Annotated in this window: 24 protein-coding genes; 9 read left to right on the top strand and 15 right to left on the bottom strand. The window is 41.6% G+C overall.

Features of this window, described 5'->3' with window-relative positions; translation table 11 throughout:
- Positions 1-43 precede the first annotated feature (43 nt).
- From ACKTT2_RS08350 to ACKTT2_RS08335, 4 genes are all read right to left on the bottom strand, one after another.
- Positions 44-1,168 (bottom strand): sensor histidine kinase, encoded by a 1,125-nt coding sequence (locus ACKTT2_RS08350; RefSeq protein WP_407885583.1) that lies wholly within the window; start codon positions 1,166-1,168, stop codon positions 44-46.
- A gap of 61 nt (positions 1,169-1,229) precedes the next feature.
- The gene (locus tag ACKTT2_RS08345; protein ID WP_407885581.1) at positions 1,230-2,561 is read right to left on the bottom strand and encodes an ATP-binding response regulator; all 1,332 of its coding nucleotides are present in this window, start codon (positions 2,559-2,561) and stop codon (positions 1,230-1,232) included.
- Between the two features lie 183 nt (positions 2,562-2,744).
- Positions 2,745-3,176 (bottom strand): response regulator, encoded by a 432-nt coding sequence (locus ACKTT2_RS08340; protein WP_407885579.1) that lies wholly within the window; start codon positions 3,174-3,176, stop codon positions 2,745-2,747.
- 373 nt (positions 3,177-3,549) lie between these two features.
- Entirely contained in the window at positions 3,550-5,145 is a 1,596-nt protein-coding gene (locus tag ACKTT2_RS08335) for a PAS domain S-box protein (protein ID WP_407885577.1), read from the bottom strand.
- A gap of 774 nt (positions 5,146-5,919) precedes the next feature.
- Between ACKTT2_RS08335 and ACKTT2_RS08330 the strand changes: the two genes are divergently transcribed.
- The 4 genes from ACKTT2_RS08330 to ACKTT2_RS08315 all read left to right on the top strand — a co-directional run bounded on the left by ACKTT2_RS08330 (position 5,920) and on the right by ACKTT2_RS08315 (position 9,264).
- The gene (locus ACKTT2_RS08330) at positions 5,920-6,639 is read left to right on the top strand and encodes a response regulator (protein ID WP_407885575.1); all 720 of its coding nucleotides are present in this window, start codon (positions 5,920-5,922) and stop codon (positions 6,637-6,639) included.
- Between the two features lie 316 nt (positions 6,640-6,955).
- On the top strand, positions 6,956-7,225 hold the full coding sequence (locus ACKTT2_RS08325) for a GlsB/YeaQ/YmgE family stress response membrane protein (protein ID WP_407885573.1): 270 nt from the start codon (positions 6,956-6,958) through the stop codon (positions 7,223-7,225).
- A 732-nt stretch (positions 7,226-7,957) separates the two neighbouring features.
- On the top strand, positions 7,958-8,839 hold the full coding sequence (locus tag ACKTT2_RS08320; RefSeq protein ID WP_407885571.1) for a TIGR02587 family membrane protein: 882 nt from the start codon (positions 7,958-7,960) through the stop codon (positions 8,837-8,839).
- Complete coding sequence (locus tag ACKTT2_RS08315) at positions 8,836-9,264, top strand: TIGR02588 family protein (protein ID WP_407885569.1); 429 nt, start codon at positions 8,836-8,838, stop codon at positions 9,262-9,264. Before ACKTT2_RS08320 ends, ACKTT2_RS08315 begins: the two co-directional genes overlap by 4 nt.
- A gap of 75 nt (positions 9,265-9,339) precedes the next feature.
- On the opposite strand, the gene ACKTT2_RS08310 is transcribed toward ACKTT2_RS08315, so the two are convergent.
- From ACKTT2_RS08310 to ACKTT2_RS08300, 3 genes are all read right to left on the bottom strand, one after another.
- Positions 9,340-10,107 (bottom strand): ChaB family protein, encoded by a 768-nt coding sequence (locus ACKTT2_RS08310; protein ID WP_407885567.1) that lies wholly within the window; start codon positions 10,105-10,107, stop codon positions 9,340-9,342.
- A gap of 126 nt (positions 10,108-10,233) precedes the next feature.
- Positions 10,234-10,773 (bottom strand): Dps family protein, encoded by a 540-nt coding sequence (locus tag ACKTT2_RS08305; protein ID WP_407885565.1) that lies wholly within the window; start codon positions 10,771-10,773, stop codon positions 10,234-10,236.
- Positions 10,774-11,082: 309 nt separating this feature from the next.
- Complete coding sequence (locus ACKTT2_RS08300) at positions 11,083-11,448, bottom strand: hypothetical protein (protein ID WP_407885563.1); 366 nt, start codon at positions 11,446-11,448, stop codon at positions 11,083-11,085.
- Between the two features lie 1,062 nt (positions 11,449-12,510).
- On the opposite strand from ACKTT2_RS08300, the gene ACKTT2_RS08295 reads away from it, so the two are divergent.
- Positions 12,511-12,651, top strand: a complete 141-nt coding sequence (locus tag ACKTT2_RS08295) for a hypothetical protein (RefSeq protein ID WP_407885561.1) — start codon at positions 12,511-12,513, stop codon at positions 12,649-12,651.
- A gap of 492 nt (positions 12,652-13,143) precedes the next feature.
- On the opposite strand, the gene clpB is transcribed toward ACKTT2_RS08295, so the two are convergent.
- From clpB to ACKTT2_RS08270, 5 genes are all read right to left on the bottom strand, one after another.
- On the bottom strand, positions 13,144-15,813 hold the full coding sequence (gene clpB / locus ACKTT2_RS08290) for an ATP-dependent chaperone ClpB (protein ID WP_407885559.1): 2,670 nt from the start codon (positions 15,811-15,813) through the stop codon (positions 13,144-13,146).
- Between the two features lie 443 nt (positions 15,814-16,256).
- Complete coding sequence (locus ACKTT2_RS08285; RefSeq protein WP_500691377.1) at positions 16,257-16,388, bottom strand: RelB antitoxin-like protein; 132 nt, start codon at positions 16,386-16,388, stop codon at positions 16,257-16,259.
- Between the two features lie 289 nt (positions 16,389-16,677).
- The gene (locus ACKTT2_RS08280; protein ID WP_407885555.1) at positions 16,678-18,327 is read right to left on the bottom strand and encodes an iron uptake porin; all 1,650 of its coding nucleotides are present in this window, start codon (positions 18,325-18,327) and stop codon (positions 16,678-16,680) included.
- A 28-nt stretch (positions 18,328-18,355) separates the two neighbouring features.
- Entirely contained in the window at positions 18,356-18,787 is a 432-nt protein-coding gene (gene gloA / locus ACKTT2_RS08275) for a lactoylglutathione lyase (protein WP_407885553.1), read from the bottom strand.
- A gap of 152 nt (positions 18,788-18,939) precedes the next feature.
- A complete protein-coding gene (locus ACKTT2_RS08270) occupies positions 18,940-19,566 on the bottom strand; it encodes a 4Fe-4S single cluster domain-containing protein (protein WP_407885550.1) in 627 nt (208 codons plus the stop codon).
- A 262-nt stretch (positions 19,567-19,828) separates the two neighbouring features.
- On the opposite strand from ACKTT2_RS08270, the gene eno reads away from it, so the two are divergent.
- Positions 19,829-21,109: a phosphopyruvate hydratase gene (eno, locus tag ACKTT2_RS08265; RefSeq protein ID WP_407885601.1), complete on the top strand. Its 1,281-nt coding sequence runs from the start codon at positions 19,829-19,831 to the stop codon at positions 21,107-21,109.
- A gap of 240 nt (positions 21,110-21,349) precedes the next feature.
- Here the strand turns inward: eno and ACKTT2_RS08260 are convergent, their stop codons facing one another.
- Complete coding sequence (locus ACKTT2_RS08260) at positions 21,350-21,709, bottom strand: DUF5615 family PIN-like protein (protein ID WP_407885548.1); 360 nt, start codon at positions 21,707-21,709, stop codon at positions 21,350-21,352.
- Positions 21,687-22,124: a DUF433 domain-containing protein gene (locus ACKTT2_RS08255; protein WP_407885546.1), complete on the bottom strand. Its 438-nt coding sequence runs from the start codon at positions 22,122-22,124 to the stop codon at positions 21,687-21,689. Before ACKTT2_RS08255 ends, ACKTT2_RS08260 begins: the two co-directional genes overlap by 23 nt.
- A 51-nt stretch (positions 22,125-22,175) precedes the next feature.
- Between ACKTT2_RS08255 and ACKTT2_RS08250 the strand changes: the two genes are divergently transcribed.
- The gene (locus tag ACKTT2_RS08250) at positions 22,176-22,817 is read left to right on the top strand and encodes a class I SAM-dependent methyltransferase (RefSeq protein WP_407885544.1); all 642 of its coding nucleotides are present in this window, start codon (positions 22,176-22,178) and stop codon (positions 22,815-22,817) included.
- A gap of 41 nt (positions 22,818-22,858) precedes the next feature.
- On the opposite strand, the gene argC is transcribed toward ACKTT2_RS08250, so the two are convergent.
- Entirely contained in the window at positions 22,859-23,917 is a 1,059-nt protein-coding gene (gene argC / locus ACKTT2_RS08245) for an N-acetyl-gamma-glutamyl-phosphate reductase (RefSeq protein WP_407885542.1), read from the bottom strand.
- A gap of 257 nt (positions 23,918-24,174) precedes the next feature.
- On the opposite strand from argC, the gene ribBA reads away from it, so the two are divergent.
- Positions 24,175-25,863 (top strand): bifunctional 3,4-dihydroxy-2-butanone-4-phosphate synthase/GTP cyclohydrolase II, encoded by a 1,689-nt coding sequence (gene ribBA, locus ACKTT2_RS08240; RefSeq protein WP_407885599.1) that lies wholly within the window; start codon positions 24,175-24,177, stop codon positions 25,861-25,863.
- A 28-nt stretch (positions 25,864-25,891) separates the two neighbouring features.
- Positions 25,892-26,035: a hypothetical protein gene (locus ACKTT2_RS08235; RefSeq protein WP_407885540.1), complete on the top strand. Its 144-nt coding sequence runs from the start codon at positions 25,892-25,894 to the stop codon at positions 26,033-26,035.
- Positions 26,036-26,222: the final 187 nt, after the last annotated feature.

Here is a 26,222-nt window from a genome sequence, read left to right as displayed (position 1 = left end):
AACATAACAAGGGAGAGAGTAGAAATACTTTCACGCTTTTCCTTTAAGCTAGCTTTGGCAAACATACCGTAAATACACTGCCTTTACCAACTTCGGAAGACACTTGAATTTTTCCTTTGTGGGACTCAATAATACGTTGTGAGAGGTGCAGCCCCAATCCACTACCAGAACGTTTGTGTTTTCCTTGGCGAAAACGCTCAAACAGAAAGGCTCGATCTTCGGCAGCTATGCCGTATCCGGTATCTTCTACATCAATAACAATCCAAGCTTTATCTTTTTGGTTGGTTGGCGTTTCAGAAATACGAATGTTGACTCCACCTGTATCAGTAAACTTAATGGCATTCCCTATGAGGTTGCTGATGACTCGCCTTAGCTCTAGCTTATCGCCCATAACTGTAGCAGCACTGTCACCTATTTCGTCTAAAGCTTTAGTATCTAATTTTATAGTTAAACCTTTCTCTATTGCCAACGGGCTTAGTTCTTGAGCAACTTCTTCGACAATCTGCCGCATATTACAGCTATCGAGTTGCATGGTTTTTTTACCTGCCTCAAATCGGTACACTTCTAGCAGGTTGTTGACCATTTCTAGTAAATTTTGATTGCTCCGAATCATTGCGGCGATCGCCTCTTTCATTTCTGGCGATATTTTGCAGAATGCTTCTTGATCGAACAAATTTAGCATCCGATCTGCTGCCACTAGCGGGGTTCGCAAATCGTGAGTGAGACGAGACACGAAGTCTTCCCGCATTTTTGCCATCTTTTTCTGCTCGTCGATGCTGTGTTTGAGACGCAGTAGCGATCGCACTCTCGCTAGGAGTTCGTCTTGGTCAAATGGTTTGCGGATAAAATCATCAGCACCTGCATCCAAGCCTTCCACAACACTCACTTCAATGTGTGCTGTTAACAGCAAAATGGGTATATATTCTATCTCTGGATTATTGCGTATTCGACGTGTTACCTCATACCCATCCATTCCTGGCATCATGACATCTAACAGAATTATGTCTGGAGGAGATTTGATAATTTGCTTTAAAGCACTTGCTCCATCTGATACTAAGTCCACCTCATACCCTTCTACTTCCAACATTGTTTGAAGTAAGATGAGATTATCAACAGTATCATCAACAGCAAGAATCCGATCTACTTTAGAATTTTCGCCAGACATCATAAATTTATCGACTTTTTTTTGAAAGAAATTTATATCTCGAGCTTCTTTACTAATCTTAAAATTATACTTCCCTACTGTTCCTTTGCGTACCTTCTGGGGCAAAGCGAGCCATCTCTTGCTGACGCCATATATTTGTGCTTGTTGAATAAGTTAGACCAGTCCCTTTCCCGTCACCACTTTGTCGAGCTGGTACTAGTATTTGACGGGGTATCTCAATCTGAAAAACCGATCCCTCTCCCAAGCGACTTTCTACAGAAATTGTGCCAGCCATCATTTGTAATAAGGCTTTAATAATTGGCAAACCCAAACCCGTACCAGGGTACTTTCGAGTTATACTCTGATCGACTTGCCGAAAAGCCTCAAAGATATGTTGTACATCCGCCGGATCGATCCCAATTCCAGTATCGTAAACTGCAAGCTGCACTTTTTCGGCAGCAAGTTGTTTCACTTCAACTCTAATACTTCCAGACTCCGTAAACTTAATGGCATTTGAAAGCAGGTTTGTTACAATCTGTCGTACACGAGTTGGATCGTTAAATATCGTAGAGTTGGGCAATTCTATTTTAACCTCCAAAGACAAATTCTTCTCCTGGGCTAGCGATCGCATTTCTGCTACAGTAGCATTAACAACCTTTGATAAATCAAATATTTCTGGCTTTAAATCTAACTTTCCTGCTTCTAGTTTAGAAAAATCAAGAACCTCATTGAGCAACATGAGTAAATGTTTGCCATTGTTCAAGATACGCTCTACCATATCCTTCTGCTGATGTGTTAATGATCCGCATTTCGGTCGCAATAACAACTGAGAAAACCCAATGATGGCATTCATTGGAGTTCGCAATTCGTGAGAAATAGTTGCTAAAAATTGCGACTTTAGCTTGGATGCTTCTACTAGTTTCAAATTTTGTATTTCAATTTGTTTGCGATGAACTTCTAATTCCTGGTTTTTCCGGGTGAGGAGATCGTTACTTTCTCTTAACTGCTGATTGGCTAATGCCACCTGCATTTCCGCTTTGTAAACCCGAATCGCATTTCGTAACACCTGTGCCAAGATTTCTGGAGATATTCTAGACTTCGAGAGGTAATCAATAGCACCAGCTTTCATAAGCTCTACTGCTATTTGTTCATCTCCCTGACCTGTAAGAACCACTACTGGCACTTTAATTTCTTGTAAGCGTAAATTTTGAAGTAGACTTAAGCCATCCTGGTCTGGTAAGCGATAGTCGAGAAAGACACAATCATAAGAACTATTGGATAATGCAGCGATCGCACTATTGCCGTCACCCACCTCAAAAAGTTGCATTTGTACGCCAGCTTTCGTTAGTGCGCGACGCACTGCCATGCGGTCTATTTCATCATCGTCTACAACTAAAACTTTTAGTTTTTCTTCCATCGCTCTGAGCTTTTGCCATTTTTCAACACAGAAACCGCGTATTACATTTACTTCTTGTATAATCTATTTCTTTTGCTTTAACTGTCATTAATATCATTTTATTAAAGTATTAACTGTAGTTACCAAAACCTTTTAGTTTAGTCACTGGTCACTGGTCACTGGTCACTGGTCACTGGTCACTGATTAAGGCATTTCGCATAATGTCCAATATTTATTTAAAGTTGCCATTAACTCGATAAAATTATTAAATGTAACAGGTTTAAGAATATAACCCGCAACATTTAGATTATATGCTTCCACTCTGTCCTTATCTTGATTAGATGTTGTCATAACTACCACAGGAGTCGCCCGTAGTTGAGCATCGGAACGTAATTCTTGAAGGAATTCAATCCCGCCCATCTTAGGCATATTTAAATCTAACAAAACTAACCGTCTTTCTAATGGCACTTCTGGTGGTTGACCTTTGTTGTCTCGTAACATTGACAACGCTTCTATGCCATTTGTGGCAAGATATAGGGGATTATTAATATTTACTTTTTTGAATGCCCGTTTGACATTCATTACATCAACTTCGTCATCCTCCACCAATAAAATGTTAATAGTTCTTTCTGACATTTCCTTTGATTAAATACAGTGTACTCAAACTCTATTTCGGGCAAGCGAAACAGATGTTTCATTTTTAAAGGCTAATAATTTTACTTTGACATTGAATGACAATAGTATCATACTATTAGCATTAATAAAAATGATTATATATATAGCAAAACAAGCCAAGTCTTAGTAAAACGAAGTACCCGACTCAGCCCCAAATAGATTGTAATTGTAAAGCGAGGAGTGCGTCTTCAGCCATTGGTCAGAGGTGCATGAAAATCATGAATTGGCGATTGGGGATTGGCGATTGGGGATTGGGGATGAGTTATTCTCCTAGTCCCTAGTCCCCATTGCCCCTCAACAAGGAGGGTATCCCGAGTTCCCCAGTCCCTATTCCCTACTCAAGCGGTTTTTTAAGCCAAGTAAAGCGAAAAGTACTGCCTGCAACTTCTTGGGACTCCAATGAAATTGTGCCACCTTCAGCTTCAACAATTTTCTTCACAATCGCCAAACCAACTCCAGTGCTTTCTTTTTGGTCGCGAGCTTCTAGAGTCTGGAATATTAGAAAAACTTTCTCGTAAAATTCAGGGGCGATTCCTGGTCCATCATCAGAGACAGCAAATTCATAAAACGCTCCTCTGTCTTCTACAGAAATTTTGACGAGACCGTCAGTTCTAGAATGGTGCTTGATGGCATTCCCAATGAGATTGCTAAATATCTGTAGCAGAGGTAAGCGCTTGGTTACAAAGATAGGCATACCTAGTTCTACGTCAATAACAAACGTAGGCGGCGGACAAAGAGAATCAACAACCTCTTTAATTAAAGAAGCAACATTGACCATTGAGAGAGGTGCTTGAGTGCGTCCAACTCGCGAATATTCTAACAACCCGTTGATTAACGCTTCCATTCGACGCACTCGTCCTCTCAACAAGCGCATCTGCTGTTGGTTTTCTTTAGGAAGACTGTCTCCTAGATCTTCTTCCAACCATTCTGAAAGGTTAGCAATTGCGCGTAAGGGTGCTTTCAGGTCGTGAGACGCCACGTAAGCAAACTGATCGAGTTCGTCATTACGTTTTTTTAACATTGCTGTGGTTTGCGCCAGAATAGTGTTTACACGTGTTAACTCTTCCGCTCGTTGTAGCAATGCCATTTCTGCTGCTTTACGCTCGTTAATTTCTTCTATGACAGCAATGAAATATTTGGATTTCTCTGGAGGGGATACGGTGGATATGGAGGAAGCTGCTCCTTTGTCTCCCCCCTGTGTTCTTTCTTCCTGAGCCAAAGAAACGGTTAAATCGATCCAAACAATTGAGCCATCCTTGTGAATGTATCGTTTTTCCAATGAATACTGTTCAATTTCACCCGCCAGTAGTTGCTTGATGCAGTTTAAATCTTGTTCTAGATCGTCCGGATGGGTAATGTCTTGAAATTTTTGTTCTAAAAGTTCTTGATGGGAATAACCGACAATTTCACATAATTTTTGGTTCACTCGCAACCATCGACCATCTATAGCTACATGAGCAATACCAACAGCTGCTTGTTTAAAAGTCGCACGAAACCGTTCGTCCGTTTCCAGTAATGCTTGCTCTGCTTGCTTTTGTTGTGTAATATCATCAAAGACAATTCCAATACACTGCTCTGGTAAGGGAAATACTTTGATGCTAAAAAATTTCCCAAATATGTGTTCGTTGCTACAGTAGGTTTCATGTCGATCTATTTGGCGATCCCACATTGCCACTTCTACGTACAATTCCAAAGTATCCCTGTTCTCTTTGTACGCATGAGGAAAGCATTCCGTAATTCTTTGACCGATAAAGTTTTCAAGAGACATTCCTGTCAGGTGGCTTGCTGCAGGGTTGCTAGTGACCAATCGAAATGAAGTCACATCTTGAGGATCTTCTAGATGCCATACAATCAAGCCAAACTGCATATTTTTAACAATATTGGCATAAAGCTCTAGTTGTACCTTTTCTGCCTCTAAACGTGAGTTCATTCCGTGATTTCCTAATTGAGTAGTAGCAGATTTAGAAGGATGTGACATCTCTAAAAGTTGTTGAAACTCAATAATATTTCTACAATCTATTTTGACTTTTAATTGTTATCGTCTTTCAAGGAACTTGTCTTGATTTAATAGAAAAGAATAATTCTTATTTTAAATTGTAATGAAAATTTCATATTATAATCAGAGATTATTACTCCCTTCTCGCCAGAAGATTACCTACACACGTAGGGTGGGCAGTGCCCACCCTACAAAAATCGGTAATTTTAGAACGGAAAGGGAGTCATCACATTTAATATAGAAATCCTATTTAATTTTTGAAACATATGTATGGTGGGCATTGCTTACCATCAAATCTTTTTGTGGGCAAACTCCTCTCAACGCGCATAAAGATGCGCATGAGGGTGGCTCCCCTACATAACTTAAAATTGTTTATAAATGATTTAGGATTAATATATGATAGCTTAGGCAAGAGATAAAGAGAGTGTCAAATCTTCCCTATTTACATAATTTTGCCTGCTTTTCAAGACTTATATAGTAAAAACTAGAAATATTGTATAAGTATCTACAATATTTTGTAAAGAAGTCATATATCTCAAGCTAGATATAGATCTGTATCCAATGACAAAGAGATAGAAAATCCCTTATTTCTATCGGTGGATGTAAGATAGAGTAAATATCATCTATCCTAAGTGTTGAAAAACAATAAAAACGTTTGCGTTTTAGTCGGCTATTGACAGATGCAACCAGGAGCGAGCGAGTGTAACGATGAGCGAAATTAGTATTGTTCTCATTGAAGATCATGACCTAACACGAATGGGGCTGAAAGCTGCGTTACAATCTAACAGCACACTTCGAGTTATTGGCGAAGCACCAAATGCTAGTAAAGGATTAAAACTTTTAGAAACAGCTAAGCCAGACGTTGCTGTTGTAGATATTGGTTTACCCGATATAGATGGAATCGAGTTGACCCGAAGATTTAGGCAGTGGCAAGCAGAATCAGGCGATACAGCAACAAAAATCCTCGTACTGACGATGGATCACACAGAAGATGCAGTACTTGCCGCTTTTGCAGCAGGGGCTGACTCATACTACATGAAAGATACTAGCATTGACAAGTTAACTGAGGCAATCCAAGCGACTCATACGGGTAACTCCTGGATAGATCCGGCGATCGCAAATGTTGTATTGCGTCAAATGCGGCAAGGTCTACCGGAAGATCAGCCTACCGATAAGCCAAAAACCGTCAAAATAGAAGCACTATCTTCAGAGTACGAGCAAGTCCTAGAAACCTACCCACTGACACAAAGGGAACTAGAGATTCTAGAGTTAATCGTAGCTGGATGCAGTAACGGACAAATTGCTGAGAAACTGTATATCACAGTTGGTACAGTTAAAACTCACGTCCGTAACATTCTGAACAAACTCTGTGCTGACGACCGTACTCAGGCTGCTGTTCGTGCTCTCCGTTCTGGATTAGTTGCATAAAACTGATAAGGAGAAATGAACTTTTTTATGAGTTCTGCCATGTTTTTCAGTTAAATTTAACTATTACTTAGAATTAGGAACAGTTTGCCCAAACTTTACAAGATAATACACTATTGAGAGTATAAGGTCTCCATGAGGTAGGGTGGGCAGAATATGTCCACCTCATACAGTATTAGGGGCATTCCTACCACAAACAAATAACCACAAGATTTATAACTCTTGCGACAGAATAGGCATTGAACTTGTGATAGAAGAGGTTACTAATTTGTTTTGTTAAATTAACTTTTAAATCATTAAGAAATGAAGGGTTTAACTTATGAACATCATTGCTTGGATCGTATTAGGTCTAATTGCTGGAGCAATTGCCAAAGCTATTTATCCCGGTCGTCAAGGTGGTGGAATTCTTTCCACAATGATTCTTGGTATTATTGGTGCTTTCATCGGAGGTGCTTTAGTTACTTTCTTGGAAACGGGAACGATACAATTTGCTGCTGCTAGCTTGAGTATTCCTGGTCTACTTGTAGCAATTCTTGGAGCCATGATTGCTATTTTCTTATGGGGTTTAATAACTCGTAATGCCGCTTAGCAGTAACAACCTGACCAGTGACCAAATAATCCCTATTTTTAAAAGTATGGATTTGAATAATGAATTCATTTCTCTTATTCCATAACAAATTTAGGGGTTTTTTCAAAGTATTAGTGACTGGTCATCTAACATAGCATAATTATCATAAAAACTTAATAATTTATATATGTTGGTGAAAAAAGTAAAAGATTCGGTTAATTAATTTATCAAATTAACTGATTTTTTTTATTTAAGTTAAAATTAAGAGAAGCATTTTTTGATATTTGAAACCAATTTGAAGTTCATGTTTACCCCACCCTAACCCTCCCCTTTCCAAGGGGAGGGAACAGGAGATTCAATTTCCCCCCTTTCCAAGGGGAGGGAACAGGAGATTCAATTTCCCCCTTTCCAAGGGGAGGGAACAGGAGATTCAATTTCCCCCTTTCCAAGGGGAGAGAACACGAGATTCAATTTCCCCCTTTCCAAGGGGAGAGAACACGAGATTCAATTTCCCCCCTTTCCAAGGGGGGATTAAGGGGGGTAAATTTGACGTTAAAACCTCAATTTATAGGGAGCATCCCAATTTATAAGCTATTTCATACTTGTATGTACGCAGTATTGAAAATTGCCAAGTACTGTAGGTAGGGCTATGCCGTACAAAAGCTTTATGTAGTAGGCAATGGTTACTCTACGTATATTTCAAAACTTAAATAGGATTGCTATATTTTGAAAAAATTAAACAAAAACTAGATTATGGGTATAGCAAGAAATCGTCAGAAAAAAATTTGGATAACTGAGATTAACGACATTATCAGGGGTGCTTGTGGAGGATTTTTATTTGGTATTCCTTTGCTTTATACAATGGAAGTTTGGTGGATTGGCTCGCGAGCTAATCCACCAATAGTGATGTTAGCTATAGCACTTCTGTTCGTTGTAGTTTTCTTACTAAATCGCACGGAAGGTTTCAAAAAACACAAACGGAACTGTCCACTTTATCAATCAATTACAGATACGGTAGAAGCTATGGCAATAGGGATATTTTGCTCTAGTTTCGTATTGATACTATTACAAGAAATTACACTGGAATTACCTCTAAAAGAAGCTTTAGGTAAAATTATTTTTGAAGGGGTTCCATTTACTTTAGGGGTAGCTTTAGCTAACCATTTTTTAGGAGATACGCGGAACAGTAATACACAAGAACAAACCAATCGCAAAAACGATGGAAACTCTGAAGGGTTAAGTGCTACTCTTGCTGATATTGGTGCTACCTTAATTGGTGCAACTGTAATTGCTTTCAACATTGCGCCCACAGATGAAGTTCCAATGTTAGCAGCAGCAGTTTCCCCTCCTTGGCTATTGGTTATTATGGCTTCGTCTTTAGTAATTTCCTATGGTATTGTATTTGAAGCGGGATTTTCAAATCAGCAAAAGCGCCGACAGCAAAAAGGCATTTTTCAAAGACCTTTAAGTGAAACAGTAATGTCTTACCTCGTTTCACTGCTAGCAGCTACATTTATGTTGTGGTTCTTTCAGCAATTAACTTTTAACGATCCTTGGACAATTTGGTTAGAACACACACTGCTGCTAGGTTTACCAGCAACTATTGGAGGCGCAGCAGGAAGGTTAGCAGTATGAGTCAACAAATAAACGAATATACAGATTCTGAAAAAGAACAACAGCTACCAAAGCGTAGTCTTGCAGAATGGGTTACTTTCGGATCTGCATCATTTATCTTAGCAGTGGTTATTAGTTTAGTCTGCTACACTTGGATAAATGATAAACAAGAACCTCCTGTCCTTTCTATTAGTAACAAACAAGCGACTCGACAAGTTAACGGACAATTTTATGTTCCTTTTGAGATTGTTAATACAGGAGGAGAAACGGCAGAGTCAATTCAAGTTGTTGGTGAGTTACGGATGAATGGTGAAGTGATGGAGACAGGGGATGTTCAGATAGATTTTTTATCTACTAATGAAACGGAGAAAGGAGCTTTTATTTTTAGCCGCGATCCCCAACAAGGTGAGTTAAGTATAAGAGTTACTAGTTATAAATTGCCTTAATTAATTAATTGTTAGTGGATAGTAGTTAGTCGTTAGTTGCTAAGGAAATTCTGACTAACCACTAACCACTAACTACTAAACATTCGTTTTTGCTTTAGAAAGAATGCCATTTTCGTCTTCATCATATCTTTGATGAACCGTTTCCCAAGCTGCTTGTTCAGCCTTAGATTCATCGTTTGTTTCCTTTATTACGGAATTATAGCGCTCAATGAACGTGCTCTGAGCTTCAGCCGAAAGATGGGAACGAATTTCTGGAGACAAATCTTCTGGGCTGTTACAACCACCAGTGCATGCACGAGGTAACGCTTGCTCGATTGTATGAACTTCTTCACCACCTGCACTCTGGAGTAAAAGCTGAAACTCTCCAGAACGAGCGGCTGGAACTTCTGTCATAACCAAGAATTCACCTGCTTGCAAGCGCGTTTGATAAATTGCGGCTTTATCCTCAGGCATTCCCAATGCAGTTAAGACAGATACTAAACCTGCACCTGCACTTCCTGCGATCGCACCACTAGCCGCTCCTAATAGTATTGCACCAATAGGACCTGCTGCAACAATCGGACCGACAAAAGGAATAAAGAGTACGCCAACACCAGTCAGCAAGCTAAGGAAAGAACCGAACAAAGAACCAAAGATTGCTCCTGTTCTCAATCCTCCTAAAATGACATCTCTTTTACTAATAAAGCCAGCGATTCGGGTTTCCGATTGAAAATTTCTACCCATAACTGAGATATGGTCTCTCGATACACCCCGATCTATTAAACGTCGAATGACATCATCAACTTGGCTTTGCTCTTTAAAAACTGCTGAGATAGTACGCTCTGCTTTGTATGTTTCTGACACCCGGATACTCCTTTTATTGTTGGGGACTGGGGATTGGGGCTTGGAGACTGGGAGCAATTTCATGGAATCCAGAATAGAGTTCTTAATGACTTCCAAATCCCCAATCCCCAGTCCCCAATACCCAGACTATACACCTACGGGGGTTTTTGTTTGTTCTAATCTATTTGAACCATCAGCTTGAACAGACTGTCCTTCAATAAAAGAACGTAGCATCCAAGCCATTTCCTCATGTCCTTCCATCAACCCAGTTAAGAAATCAGCAGTTCCTTCATCGTGGAAATCTTCGCTACTGCGATCTATATGCTCCCGCAAATTGCGAATGATCTGTTCGTGATCGTCTACTAATATAGCCACCATTTCAGTTGCTGTAGGTACATTACCACCCTGTTCTTTAAGAGTAGCGAGTTCGAGAAATCCTTGCAGAGTGCCAACTGGATAGCCACCTAGAGTCCGAACTCGCTCAGCTAAAGAATCAATGGTTTCAGTCAGTGTTTGATACTGTTCTTCCCATAGTTGGTGAAGAGTCCGGAATTGAGGTCCTATAACATCCCAATGAAACTTCTTAGTTTTCACTAAAAGTAGGTAGGTATCTGCCACATCTTTATTCAACAACTCAATAACGCCTTGACGTTGCTCGTCTGTCAAACCAATATTTAACTTACGCATAACTCGGAATTCCTCAGCTATCTTCTTTATCTAAGTTCACAACTTTTATTCCTTATCATCATCAACCTAAGGAAGGATCGTTATTACAAAACTTACGACTTATCGTAGTATTTTACGGATTTCACGCCTTGCCGTAAAATATTAAATAGAAATAGGCATCTTGCTATCGGCGAGCGAGATGCCTATCCTATCAGTAAGATGGTGTATCTTTAATCAACGGCTTAAAACTGAATATTTCAAACCGCTATCTAGTTTTGAAACGCATTTCAAAAAAACTATTCTGATTCAGTAAGAGTATGAAATGTTATGTTAGCGCTTACCTGTCACTTTGTCTAACAAGTTCTTCACTTCATCTTCTACTGTTTCCGCATTGCCTGAGTTTTCAGGGCGCTTCTGCTTCTCAATATCGGCTGTACCCTGAATTTCATTTAACCCACCGCCCTTTGTAGCTTCAATTTGGTCTTCAGCACTTAAAGGTGGCTTTGCAGAAGCTTCATCAGTTCTTTTCTGTGTCTCTAGTAACTGTGTTGTAGCCTCTCTAGGATCGCTTGTTTTGGTTCCAACTGCTGCTGCTACAGGAAAAGCATTGGAGAAAAACAACACGGTGCATACGATCGCAACAATTACAAAACGTACTGGACGTAGCATAGATAAACTAAAACCAACTTTCTTCATCTAAAATCCTCCTCATGATTTGCCTATCCAAAAATCACGCATACACTGCTTTGAGTACAAACAAATAAGCAAAGTATAAATACTTGTCTGCACTCAATTTTGGATACCATATATAGTAAACTACAATTGATACCCTTTGAAAGAGTTTTGAGAAGTAATAACTAAGCAATCCTAACTGAAGAAAGAAGCTCAAAGCTTTTCTATATATGCTTCTACTTTCCTTAGGGAAGATTGCAGCCTTCTAGGATACCTATCGATATGGGTTAGCTTACTATTTTTTTAATACAAAAGCACTGGATTATGTATCGACCGGGAGAATGAACTTTTACTCCATTCCTATCAATCTGCAGATAGACCTAATTTGACACTTTCAGTGGGCGCGTTAGCAATCTCTTGCTGTTGTTTACAATGATTGAGATTTTGCTATAAGTATTCCATTTTATGCTACTTGTCCCCAATCGGACAACATCATTACTTGCTTTTTTTATAAGTTCAATAACTGGATTACTAACATACAATAGGGAGATTGTCTATTTCACAAGAACATCTCACCCTATGCTTAAATTTCTTTGTAAATTAATAGGATTGCAATATCAAATCAATGGTATACACTCTGATTTCTTTATAATCTATTTATAATTAACTCTAAATACATGACCTTTTCTAACATTTAGTCACTTAATTATCAATACTTGTCGGTTAAGCCTTTTTTTCCTCTCCTGCAACCCCTGCTAAATATGTAGTAGTAGTGCATCTAGGCTTAATTGGTAGGTAGAAATTAATCGGTTAATTAGTTTCTTTTCTTTCCCCCCTGCGCCCCTGCGCCCCTGCACCCCTGCTGTCTCAACCCACCATTTTAAGGTGGACGCGGTAGTAGGGTGGGCACTGCCCACCATTAACTGTTGGTGGGCAGTGCCCACCCTACTTAACCGAGTAGTATTGACTTAATTATCTGCAATTATTGAAAAAATTAAACATTCTACATAAATACGTTCTGACTCTTTCTCACTGTTTCATGCTATGAAAATACTAAACTCTCTACAATAGATCGCAAACAGAACTATGGCAACTCAATTCAAAGGAAAAATTGGTGTTCTCATTGAAGAAAATTTTGGCCAAACTGAATATAGAAAGTTTAATAAATACTTCCCCAAACATGGCTATGAAGCTGATTATATTTCTCATATTTGGGGTAATTCATAGAGGACGCCCACGCCACAATTTAGAGCATTTATTTCTTACAAATCCTTAAACCAGCCGTTTTTTCTCGTAAAAATTTAGGAGTCAAACATAGACCGCATGAGCTTTTCTTTTGCAGATACAATTGCAAGCTACATTACATACTTCAACCGCGACGAAAAAGTTTTGGAATTAAAACATTAGACGGACGAGAATTTAAAGCTTATCTGACACCAAGTATTTACGGGGGCTTTTTGAAGAAATAAAAGACACCATGTTCATTAGCAAGTGGCGTGCGACTGCGGAGCGTCCTCTCCCGTCCCATATTAGTGGCGGGCTAGAAGCTCCGCAGTCGCCTCAACGGGGGAACCCCCGCACGGTGAGCCAGCGCTGCAGGAGGGTTTCCCGAACTCACAGCGACTGGCGAACCCCAAAGGGGCGCTGCTCTGGAAACCACAAGAAATTTTGGGAGATTTTTTTATTTGGAAATCCCCAAGCTTGGATAGTTCGTAAATTCTATGCTTCGCGGGAAGCTTCGATTAACAAAGTCTTACCTTGTGTTGTTGGTACTTTCACTACCGTTTTCTTACTAAACACCAGTTCGTTATCCACAACATCAATCGCTATAGTATCACCAGGTCCAAAGGTATTCTCCAACAACTTAGTTGCCAATAGGTTTTCTACTTCCCGTTGAATTGCCCGTTTTATTGGTCTTGCACCGTAAGCTGGATCGTATCCCACTTCCACCAAGCGATCGCAAGCTGTAGCAGATATTTCCAAGGAAATTTTCTGTTCGTTGAGGAGACTTTCCACCCGTTTGAGTTGAATGCGGACAATTTGGCGCATTTCGCTGCGATTGAGAGTGTGGAACAAAATGGTATCATCAATCCGGTTAAGAAACTCCGGACGGAAGTGAGAACGCAAAGCATCCATTACCCGATTCTGCATTCTTGCATAATTAGCGTCATCCCCAGAGATATCCAGTATGTGTTCGCTACCGATATTACTCGTCATCACAATCACGGCGTTGCGAAAATCAACCGTCCGTCCCTGGGAATCAGTAATTCTACCATCATCGAGCACTTGCAACAGAATATTAAACACGTCGGGATGAGCTTTTTCCACCTCATCCAGTAACACCACCGAGTAAGGACGGCGGCGAACCGCTTCTGAAAGCTGACCTCCTTCCTCATAACCCACATACCCTGGAGGCGCACCTACCAAGCGAGATACGGAGTGTTTCTCCATATACTCCGACATATCCAACCGTACTAAAGCGTCAGCCGAATCAAAGAGAAACTGTGCCAAAGCACGAGCCAGTTCCGTTTTCCCCACACCCGTCGGTCCCATAAACAAGAAGGAACCAATAGGACGACTGGGGTCTTTCATCCCCGCACGGGCGCGACGAATGGCTGCAGCAACAGCCGATACAGCTTCCTGCTGTCCAACCACTCTTTCGTGCAGGTGATTTTCTAATTGCAACAACTTTTGCCGTTCCGATGCCAACAGACGATTTACAGGAATCCCCGTCCATTTAGCGACAATTTCTGCAATATCGGCTTCCGTCACCTGTTCTCGCAGTAAAGTCGCTCCCGTACTTTGAATTTCTAGCAGTTGTGTTTCTTTTGCTTCGCGATCGCGCTGCACTCCTTCCAACTTACCATACTTCAACTGTGCCGCTTTATTCAGATCGTAGGCACGTTCCGCTTGTTCGATTTGCACCCGCAACTTTTCTTCTTCCTGTTTCAAAGCACTAATTGCTTCCAACAGTTGCTTTTCACCCTGCCATTGATTGTTTAACTTTTGCTGTTTGTCCGTCAAACTGCCGATTTCTTGTTCAATGCGCTCAAAACGCTCTTTCGTTTGAACCGTCGCCTTTTCTTCCCCAGCCAGAGATAACTTTTCCATTTCCAACTGCATCAATCGGCGGTCAATGATTTCCAATTCTGTTGGCTTGGAAGTAATCTCCATTTTCAACTGTGCGGCAGCTTCATCTACCAAGTCAATCGCCTTATCAGGTAAGAAGCGGTCGGAAATATACCTTGCTGATAATGTTGCTGCAGCAACCAATGCTGAGTCAGAAATTTTCACATTGTGATGGACTTCGTAACGCTCTTTCAATCCTCGCAAAATGGAAATAGTATCCTCCACACTCGGCTGATCTACAAAAACTTGTTGAAAGCGCCGTTCTAAAGCCGCATCTTTTTCAATAAATTTACGGTACTCATCCAAAGTTGTTGCCCCAATACAACGCAGTTCTCCCCGTGCGAGCATTGGTTTGAGTAAATTCCCTGCATCCATTGACCCCTGTTGGTTGGAACCCGTACCTACAACAGTGTGCAGTTCGTCAATAAACAGAACAATTTGCCCGTTTGATTCGGTCACCTCTCGCAACACCGATTTCAAACGGTCTTCAAATTCACCTCGATACTTTGCACCAGCAATCAAACTTCCAATGTCCAGAGCGATCAGCTGACGGTTTTTCAAAGACTCAGGAACATCACCATTCACAATCCGAAGTGCTAACGCTTCTGCGATCGCAGTCTTACCGACTCCAGGTTCCCCAATCAATACTGGGTTATTTTTACTACGGCGAGACAATACCTGTATGACCCGACGAATTTCATCATCCCGTCCGATAACCGGGTCTAATCTACCAGCTTTTGCTTGTTCTGTCAAGTCCCTGCCAAACTTTTGTAAAGCTTCGTAACGAGACTCCGGACTTTGGTCAGTCACCTTTTGACTGCCCCGAACCGATTTAATAGTAGCCTCTAGCTTAGCTGCATCTACATTAAAACTTTTCAGTACCTTTCGTCCAATGCGATCGTCCTCAGTAAAAGCCAAGAGTAAGTGTTCAACCGAGATAAAACCATCCTTCATTCTTGCTCTTGCTTCCTCAGCCTTATCTAGCATAAAGTCTAAGCTACGACCCAGGTAAAGTTGGTCATTTTTCCCCACTTTTGCCTGACGTTGGGTAAAAGCTTCAAGTTGTTGTTGCAAGCGAGAAGGGTCAATTTCACACCGACTAAAAATGCGTGTTGCTAGTCCTGTCGGTTCTTCCAACAGAGCAAGCACCAGGTGTTCGACATCAAGTTGCTGTTGTTGATAGGCGCGGACAATATCTTGCGATTTGACAATTGCTTCCCAAGCTTTATCAGTAAATTTATTCGGATCTGTAGGCTGCATCTTTACGATTTTGGATTTTAGATTTTAGATTTTAGATTTTGGATTTTAAACTAAGTATAGGGGTTAGGGGTTAGGGGTTAGGGAGTAGGGTAGAGAGATTTTTCCCCTCTCGTTTCTACAATGCCACCACAGAATGTACTTGTTGTGGGCTACTACCTCAATACTTTATAGTATTTTAACTACTTGAGGCTGAGCCTTGCGGTAGGCATTCCAAAGTGACAGCCTGTGAAACCTGTCCACCGCAGTGACTCCTCTGCCTTGTTACTGACATTATTGGCTTTAAGCTGTTACGGAAAATAGCGATAAATCTCCTTACGGTGTAGCGCGAGTGCCTTTATGAATTCAAAATATAGTGTACTTTTGAGAGCTTTGAGGTCTTTGAAAAAACTAGGAAGGTACTGGGTGTTCACTCTTTTTCAAGCTCTGCTAGTGCTTCATTGAGGCTAAATAGTGTTTCGTCTCGGACTTGCCTCCATCGCAAGAATTAGTCCTTCATCCTCAAAAACGTCCAGCAAACACTGATAATCATTAAAATCAATGACCACTTTTTGAATGTTGCCTTCCGTGTAAGTGATTAATTCTTTGGCGGGTATTTATCAGCTTTCATTTTTTAGCTTTGGTAAGCGTAGTACAACTGTAACCTTTTTTCAACTCCCTTCTTAACTATAAGAGATCGTTTATAAAGCAAATCGCCAAATGTATTGTGTAGGTTGGATAGAACGAAGTGACACCCAATAATTCGATGAAATGTTGGGTTTCGTTCCTCAACCCAACCTACTTTGTTGGTATTACCGAGTCCCTAGTCCCCATTGCCCCTCAACAAGGAGGGGACCCCGAGTTCCCCAATCCCTAATCCCCAATCCCCTAAAACACAATCACCGTTCTGAGAGTCCCTTGCCAAATGGTACTGCTGGAAGTACTGTTATCAGCATTTGTGACTACCGACAATATAGGAGTAATACTGAGATTATCGTTTAATTCTAAATTGTAAAATGTTTCAAAACTAACTTGATTTGCATTTCCCAGTTTGTTGGTGACGAAAGGTTGACCAACAGCGATACCTGCCGTCGTTCCTGGAATGAAGAGGTTACGAAGACCCAATCCCACTGCCCAAGTAAAGGAATGTAAATCTAAGTCCTGGTTGATGGCAGTATTAAATCCTTCATAATTCCCAAATCCCAGGCGAGTGAATACTCCTATATAACGGTTTAGGGCATACTCGCCATTAACGCCAAAGGCGTTAATGTCAGTGTTATTTATTTCAGCATTTGTATATTGTAATCTTAATGCAAAGCGATCGCGGGCAGTATATTCCAGTTCTACGCTCGTTTGATACCTGTCCCCAAAAAAACCACCATCAGTACTTGAGTTGGGATTATTAGCATCAGCAGCAACGTACAGAGAACGGAAAGTAAACGGTCCCCTACCTGGGTTCCATGCGAGGACAGCGCCTGCACCTCCATTGCGGTCAATTTGATTTTGAACAATCAGAGGATTATTTAGGAAAAAGCTAGAACTAAAATCAACAGCTTCGTTGTTAGCATAGGTGTTGCGATCGATAAAATCCCTTGGCGAGATTTTTGCCCCAACCGTCACTGCTAAATCGGAAACCGGGCGAAAAGTGTAATATAAGCGCCTGAGACTGAGACTGGCATCAGATTCTATGTAATCTAACCCACCTCCATTAGCAATAAAACCAGTTGTTCCCAACAAGTTGACATTTTTTTCTTGCGCTTGTCCAATAGTATCGAGACCGTTATTACCTGCTTCCAACTGAGTCAAAAGTAAATCTTGACCGTTAAAACTTGTTACAAGATTTAACCGTTCGCGAGTAATTATGCTAGTTCCAGAATTGCTACCCTCAGTCAGGGCAAGAATCACCTGTCCTTGGAGTTTAGTTGTAGTCGAAAATTCATTCGCCTCAAGTTGAGTCGTTCGATTTTCAGTAGACGTTATTCTTTGCTGCAATTGATCCAAAGCAGAACGATAATCCCTTTGCAATCGCCTTAAAGTCACTAAATCCTCTTGAATGTACTGCTCCCCAACAGCATTAACAATTAAGCTATCCACTTTATCTAGAGTAGCCGCCAGGGCAGCAGCAAATTCATAACGAGACAAAGGACGGTTACCGCGAAACTTACCATCAGAATACCCAGAAAGAATGCCGTAGCGTTCCATAAGCGATCGCAATGCCTGATAAGCCCAGTCAGTTGGTTGAACATCAGACAATTCCGAAACCGAAGTTGGCGGTGCAAACTCTTGAGTCCTAGTGTCAGATATAGCTAAATCATCCGTAATATCTACAAATAATTCATCCGTTTCATCTGTTTCCTCATCCGTTGCCACATCCATTGCTGTAGAAAAAGCAGCCTCTTGACGCTGTAGAGAAGGCAAAGAACTCGCTGCTGAAGGAAAACATAATTGGCTAAAAATGATACAGCCAATTGAACTCCCCGCCAACAGTTTTTGAGAACGAATTCTCTGCCGGTTGCATTGCTTAACGCTCAACTCCATCACACCTTATGTTTTTAATTTAAGATTGCTAGGCAGTCACTTGCTGTGCAGTTTCTGGTTTAGCAGTAGACCCTTGAGTACCCAGTTGAATCAGTTCTACCTTATATCCATCGGGATCTTCCACAAATGCGATAACAGTAGAACCATGCTTCATAGGACCAGGTTCCCGCACTACTTTAGCACCATGTTTTTTAATTTCCTCACAAGTTGCGTAGATATCATCAACTCCAAGAGCGATATGACCGTATGCACTACCCAAATCATACTTGTCTACACCCCAGTTATAAGTTAGTTCCAGAACTGAGTGGTCGCTTTCGTCACCATAACCAACAAAAGCCAGAGTAAACTCTCCCCCAGGATAATCCTTTCGCCGCAAGAGTTTCATTCCCAGAACTTCACAATAAAACTTTAAAGATTCTTCAAGATTGCCTACCCGTAGCATTGTATGCAGCAGTCGCATAATTTTGCTCCTTTGATGGTTCCGCAATTTATTGTAATGGCGATTGGTCACTGGTCAGGTGGTCACTGGTCAGGTGGTCACTGGTCAGGTGGTCACTGGTCAGGTGGTCACTGGTCACTGGTCAGGTGGTCAGGTGGTCAGGTGGTCACTGGTCACTGGTCACTGACTAACCCTCCGCGATAACCCGTAATCAGGCGGCTACCATCTTTGAAAATATGAACTTCTATCTGGTCGCTAGCCCAAGTAATTTGGTCTTGAAAAGCTGGGTTTAGGACGTGAACTCGTTGATTGCTAGAAGAGACGGGAGAAACGGGTGAATTGATTGCCAGTGACTCAACGTATGGACCATCAATCAGAATATCCAACTGTTCCAACAAATCTCGAGCACCAGCAGGTCCGTGGGGCGATCGCAATTGTTCTATAGTAAAACCAGAAAAAGACATAACATTCAGCCCAGCTGCTTTCACTTTACGAGCAAGAGAAGCCAATGCAGGCGCTTGCCAAAAAGGTTCCCCCCCAGAAAATGTCACCCCTTGATTGCGGGGCTTGCTAAGAATTTTTTCAGCTAATATATCAACCGATACCAATTGATTAATTTCAAACGACCAAGATTCCAGATTAAAACAACCCGGACACTCCCGCGAACAACCCTGTACCCAAATAACAGCACGGCATCCGGGACCATTAACTTCTGATTCATCTACGTAGCCCATAATGTTGAGATATCCAGCCGGAATCTCAATCAAAGAAAGATAAGGATTTGTTTTCTGTTGGGTCATATGGATTTTGGATTGGTGATTGGCGATTGGCGATTGGCGATTGGCGATTGGGATTAGAGAAAAAGGTTCCCAGTCCCTAGTCCCCAGTCCCTAGTCCCCAATCCCCAGTCGCCATCCCTGGAAATCTTCGTTAATGTACGAGCAAATCGCCCTTGAAACCTTTATGCTAATGGTCGGAGAGTCACTGGACTGTTAGCCATTAGTTATTGACCAATGACAATTGACCAATGACAATTGACCAATGACAAAGGAGCGAGAACAAATGTTTGACACTGCCATCGATGCTATATTTGCTCGCGAAATTCTTGATTCTCGCGGCAGACCAACGGTTGAAGCACAAGTGTTTTTGGTAAATGGTGCTACAGGATTGGCGCAGGTTCCAAGTGGTGCGTCTACTGGCACTTTTGAAGCACACGAACTGCGGGATAACGACAAAAGCCGTTACGGGGGTAAAGGTGTACTTAAGGCGGTGCAAAATGTGAATGAGGTGCTGGCTCCGAAGTTAGCAGAAATAAATGTCCTCAATCAGGAACTTATTGACCGCACTATGCTTGACTTGGATGGTTCCCCTAATAAATCCCATCTCGGTGCTAATGCGATTCTAGCGGTTTCTCTAGCAGCAGCCAAAGCGGGTGCTGAATCTTCAGGAATGCCCCTCTACCGCTATTTAGGTGGTCCATTGGCAAATCTGTTACCCGTACCGTTAATGAACGTGATTAACGGTGGTGCTCATGCAGCTAACAACGTGGATTTTCAAGAGTTTATGATTGTTCCCGTTGGCGCACCTTCTTTCCGGGAAGCGCTGCGTTGGGGTGCAGAAGTGTTTGCGACTCTCAGCAAAGTCTTAGATGAAAAAGGTTTGCTTACTGGCGTAGGCGATGAAGGTGGTTTTGCCCCTAACCTGGAGTCAAATCAAGTGGCTTTGGAATTACTGGTTGCAGCTATTGAGAAAGCTGGATACAAACCAGGAGAACAAGTGGCGTTAGCACTGGATGTTGCTGCTAGTGAGTTTTACAAAAACGGGCAGTATGTTTATGATGGCAAACCTCATTCTGGTGCTGAGTTTATTGACTACCTCGGCAAACTTGTTGACCAATATCCTATCGTGTCCATTGAAGATGGTTTGCACGAGGAAGATTGGCAAAATTGGCAGTTACTGACTCAAAAGTTAGGTTCTCGCGTGCAGTTGGTGGGAGATGATTTGTTTGTCACAAACACCCAACGCTTGCAAAAAGGTATTGAACTCAAAGCTGGTAATGCCATTTTGATTAAACTCAATCAAATTGGTTCGCTGACAGAAACTTTGGAAACAATTGACTTGGCAACTCGTAATGGTTTCCGGTCAGTGATTAGTCATCGTTCTGGAGAAACAGAAGATACAACTATTGCTGATTTAGCCGTTGCAACCCGTGCAGGTCAAATTAAAACTGGTTCTCTGTGTCGTAGCGAACGAGTTGCAAAATATAACCGCTTGCTCCGAATAGAAGATGAACTTAGCGATCGCGCCGTGTATGCTGGTGCTGTGGGATTAGGTCCTCGCTAGGGACTGGGGACTGGGTACTGGAGATTGGGGGACAATGTAGCAGATTCCCCTCAACCTAGTTCCTAGTTCCTACTTTTCCAAGATAGTCACAGGACTGTAACATTCTACTGTGGCGTGCTCGAAAAGAGGAGGTGGAGATTTATGAGAGGTTCGATAGGAATGAAGACGTGACAGAGTTTCTGAATCTTTCCGAAGCACGACGTCCGGGACACGAGCAAAAAAGGGTTAATAATGATTTTGTTAGGTAATAGGCAAATATCTGATTGTGTCTTGATACTCGTTATCATCAGACGTACCTGCAATTAAAATCAACTCCTCAATTGTTTCTCCTATACTCATATTTGGATTCAAGATAAAAATTCCTGGCACATGACGATTCTGAGTTATGTGTTCAGTCAAGTGTGGGGGCATAGACGTGCGATTGTTTGTAACTAAAATGAAGCCATGCTCCTCACACCAAATAAGAATTTCTGGATCGAGTGTACCTTTTGGGGGTACTCCCTCATCACCAACAGCCAACACTATCAAACTAGGTTCTTGTCGAAGTAGTTGAATTTGATAAACGGGGTAGACATTTTCATCTATTAGATATCGAATCATCTTGGTCTTTTTCAACTACTTCTTGTGTATGATTAGGGATACTAAGTTCTCGTTGACGGCGAAGTGCTTTGTGTACTTCTGGATCTCGTCCATACTTAGCTATACGTTCCCGGACTCGGAGAATTACAGCATCAGGATTCATTTCCTGCGCCTTACGTTGCTGGTGACTCCACTCCAACCAGTCAGCAAAGTATTTACCAACTTCTTCCTTGTTATGAAGGTAATACAAAATCGTCGCGTAAACTTGCTCTAAAGTCAAAGTGCGAAACTTGGGGAGTATTTCCTCTGCAGATAACTTACGATGAATATACTCATAGAGAATACTTTCGATACCTACTCGCGTACCTTTGACCCGAATATCATTTGGTGTAAAAAAGTCAAAATAGTCTTCTAATTGCATAACCGTAAGGCTCATGACTAAACTCAACTATTACAATAATATTGCACAAATTTACGACCAAACACGTTGGTTAACAGAATCTGTGGCGGAAGAAGTTCAAACTTTATTCTCGACCTGACTTGTGCAACACCTGAGACATCTTTTCTAGAACCAGGTGTTGGTACGGGTTTAAATGTTCTTCCTCTTGTCAAACGTGGTTATTCTGTAACAGGAATAGATATCTCTAAAGAAATGCTGAATAGGTTCCGTGAAAAAATAAACTTAACTCACTATAATTTAAAATTGCTCTGTCAAGATGCCTCACAATTACCTTTTCCAGACAACAGTTTTGATGTTATATTAACTGTTCATATGATTCATACGGTTTCTGAGTGGAAAGCATTTTTAGATGATATCGATCGCGTGCTGAAACCTGAAGGCTTTTATCTCAACTGTCAATGGATAACTCCACCAAAGAGAAAAGAGTTTGAATGTTATTTTCGAGCAATATTGTCTAAGTTTGAAGGTGACAAGCAACAGTCGAAATATGTAAATGCTGCCAGCCAAGAAATTGACGTGGATAAGTATCTCGATAGCAAAGGATATAAATCGAGTTATTGCATTGCTAAGCAATGGACTGTTAATAACACTGTTGAGGAGCTACTAAGTTTCCTAAAATTACGAGCATATGACTTCTGTGGGCATGGGGTAATGGGCATTGGGAATTGAATAGCTTTTACAATGCCCTATTCCCGATGTCCGATGCCCCCTTATGGATAAAATCCTAACTTGGGTAACCCCAGTGTTTCATCCCAATCCATCATGATATTAAGACACTGAATTGCTTGTCCTGCTTGCCCTTTAATTAAATTATCAATAACTGACACGACAATAGCGCGACCTGTTCTAGGGTCTACTTCTATACCAATATAACAAAGATTACTACCGTAAGCCCATTTAGTTTGAGGATAAATGCCCGGATCGCAAATTTTTATCCAAGGAGAATTACGGTAGAAAGCACGAAAAATTGTAATTAAATCATCTCGTACCAAACCAGGATCGCGGAGTGTGGCATAAACTGTTGCTAAAATGCCACGTACCATGGGAATTAAGTGTGGTGTAAATTGAATTGTGACTTCATGCCCTGCTAAATCGCTACAAATTTGCTCGATTTCTGGAGTGTGATGGTGGCGGGAAACACTGTAGGCGGCTAGGGAGTTGTCAGCTTCTGCTAGCAACATATTGATTTTTGCTTGACGCCCACCACCGGATGTACCTGATTTGGCGTCAATAATAGCGGTTTCTGGGACGATTAAGCCTTGCTTGAGGAGTGGGGAAAGAGCGAGCAAACTCGCTGTGGGATAGCAACCCGGACAACCGATCAGTTGTGCTTCAGAGATGCGATCGCGATAAAGTTCTGGTAAACCGTATACAGCAACAGCAGCAGTTGAGCGATCGGTTCGCTCCTTATTGTACCAAGCCGTGTAAGTTGCTAAATGATTAAATCGATAATCCGCACTTAAATCAAGTACCTTACATCCTTTCTCTAAAAGTTGCGGTGCGATTTCGCAAGCCTGACCATTTGGAAGACAGATAAATACCGCTTCACATCGCTGAGCAATAACTTCAGGATCGACAGCCTCGATTTTTTGGTTAACAGCGTGAGCCAATTGAGGATAAAGATCTGCAAATGGTTTTCCTATACTGCTCTGGTTGCCTAAATAAACTAGTTCGACTTCTGGATGATCCATTAAGAGCCGCACTAACTGCACTCCGCCGTAGTCTGACGCGCCAACAACTCCAACCGGAACGCGCCCAAAATTGCCCATAGAGGTTTAATCCTTATCTGCTCTTAGTTAATTTGCCACTCAACTCTCAGCTATTAGTGCCGAGCGCTAACTGCTCGCGGTTTACAGTTGTCCTCTGCTTGTTGCTGTATGCTAAGCACCATCAACAACCAATTTTAGGGCAGTCCTTGATATGTTAACTAATCTTACTTGCGGGACTTCCGAAGTAGTCTAAAAGAGCTACAATCGAAAACAAGCATTTGTTAAAAAAATTTACGTTTGCTAGCTGGGGATCGCCTGTGTCGCAGCATATCACCTCTTCAACTCAAAGTTTTAAATTTGATTCGATTGATACCGCCCTGGCAGATTTAAAAGCAGGTCGCCCAATCGTCGTAGTAGATGACGAGAACAGAGAAAATGAGGGCGACTTGATTTGCGCCGCTCAATTTGCCACCCCGGACATCATTAATTTTATGGCAGTGGAAGCACGGGGTCTCATTTGTTTGGCAATGATGGGCGATCGCTTAGACGAACTCGACCTACCATTGATGGTAACTAATATTACAGATACCAACCAAACTGCTTTCACCGTCAGTATTGATGCGGGACCGGAATTGGGTGTTTCCACTGGTATTTCAGCAGAAGATCGCGCTCGTACCATCCAAGTGGCTATCAACCCAGCCACAAAACCCTCAGATTTGCGCCGTCCCGGTCATATTTTCCCGATTCGTGCCAGAGAAGGGGGCGTACTCAAGCGAGCGGGTCATACGGAAGCAGCCGTTGACCTATCCCGATTAGCTGGATTATATCCTGCAGGGGTTATTTGTGAAATTCAAAACCCCGACGGTTCCATGGCACGGTTACCTCAGTTATTTGACTATGCCACCCAGCATCATCTAAAAATCATTAGTATTGCCGATTTAATCAGTTACCGCCTCCAACACGATCGCTTAATCAAACGAGAAACCGTTGCCGATTTACCAACCCAATTTGGTCATTTCAAAATTTACGCATACCGAAACACTTTAGACAATACAGAACACGTTGCTATTGTCAAGGGCAATCCAGCAGAATTTGATGACAATCCAGTCATGGTACGGATGCACTCAGAATGCCTTACCGGAGATGCATTAGGTTCCCTACGCTGTGACTGTAGGATGCAATTGCAAGCAGCCCTAAAAATGCTGGAAAATGCAGGACAGGGCGTTGTCGTTTACCTGAGACAAGAAGGTCGAGGAATAGGATTAGTTAACAAATTAAAAGCGTATTCCTTACAGGATATGGGATTAGATACCGTAGAAGCAAATCAAAGGTTAGGATTCGCCGCCGATTTGCGAGACTACGGAATGGGCGCACAAATGCTGATGGATTTGGGCGTGCATAAGATCCGCTTAATTACAAACAATCCCCGTAAAATTGCAGGGTTAAAAGGTTACGGCTTAGAAGTTGTCGATCGCGTACCCTTGTTAATTGAAGCAAACGACTACAATACCTACTACCTCACAACAAAAGCGAAAAAGCTAGGTCATATGCTGTTACAAACTTATTTAGTAACAGTAGCGATTCACTGGCAAGACGATCCAAAAGCAGTCACGGAACGTTACGAACGCTTAGAAAAATTGCGGCATCTGGCAAAAAATTACGACTTACTGTTACAAGAAGAAGCACGTCCTGTAGCCCTAGCGCTGTTTGACGAACCATCCTTAGTTGTACATTTAGGTTTTGACCAAGCCAATATTGCAACAAGCGATTGGTACAAGCAGAAAGGACATCCTTATGCACAAGCAATTTCTCAGATTCTAGATAACTTAGTCAATTTGTCTCACATTCAAAAGCTAGAATTTCTCATTTCTCCTGGCACCGATCCCATGAGTAATTTGCAAGTGCAATTGGATCGGCAATCCTTTCCTATCGGTACATTGCCTTCCTCAGTTTGTTGCGAACAATTAGGAACTCAGAAGATTTATAGTTTTGGTAGGTTGGGTTGAGGAACGAAACCAAACATATATAATGCATATGCTTAACCCAATGTCTATAGGGATATCCCGCATTTCTCACAAGCTGTGCGATCGCTATTACTACGTGAAATTTGCTGAACCTCACATCTATGGTCATCTGTTGGGTTTCGTTCCTCAACCCAACCTACGTGAAATTTGCTGAACCTCACATCTATGGTCATCTGTTGGGTTTCGTTCCTCAACCCAACCTACGTGAAATTTGCTGAACCTAATATCTATGGTCATCTGTTGGGTTTCGTTCCTCAACCCAACCTACGTGAAATTTGCTGAACCTCACATCTATGGTCATCTGTTGGGTTTCGTTCCTCAACCCAACCTACGTGAAATTT

Origin of the sequence: Scytonema hankhaensis NUACC26 (genome assembly GCF_045865695.1) — a bacterium.
Classification (GTDB): domain Bacteria; phylum Cyanobacteriota; class Cyanobacteriia; order Cyanobacteriales; family Nostocaceae; genus Scytonema.
The sequence above is the reverse complement of the archived record's forward strand: the minus strand, read 5'-3'. Positions and strand labels throughout refer to the sequence as shown.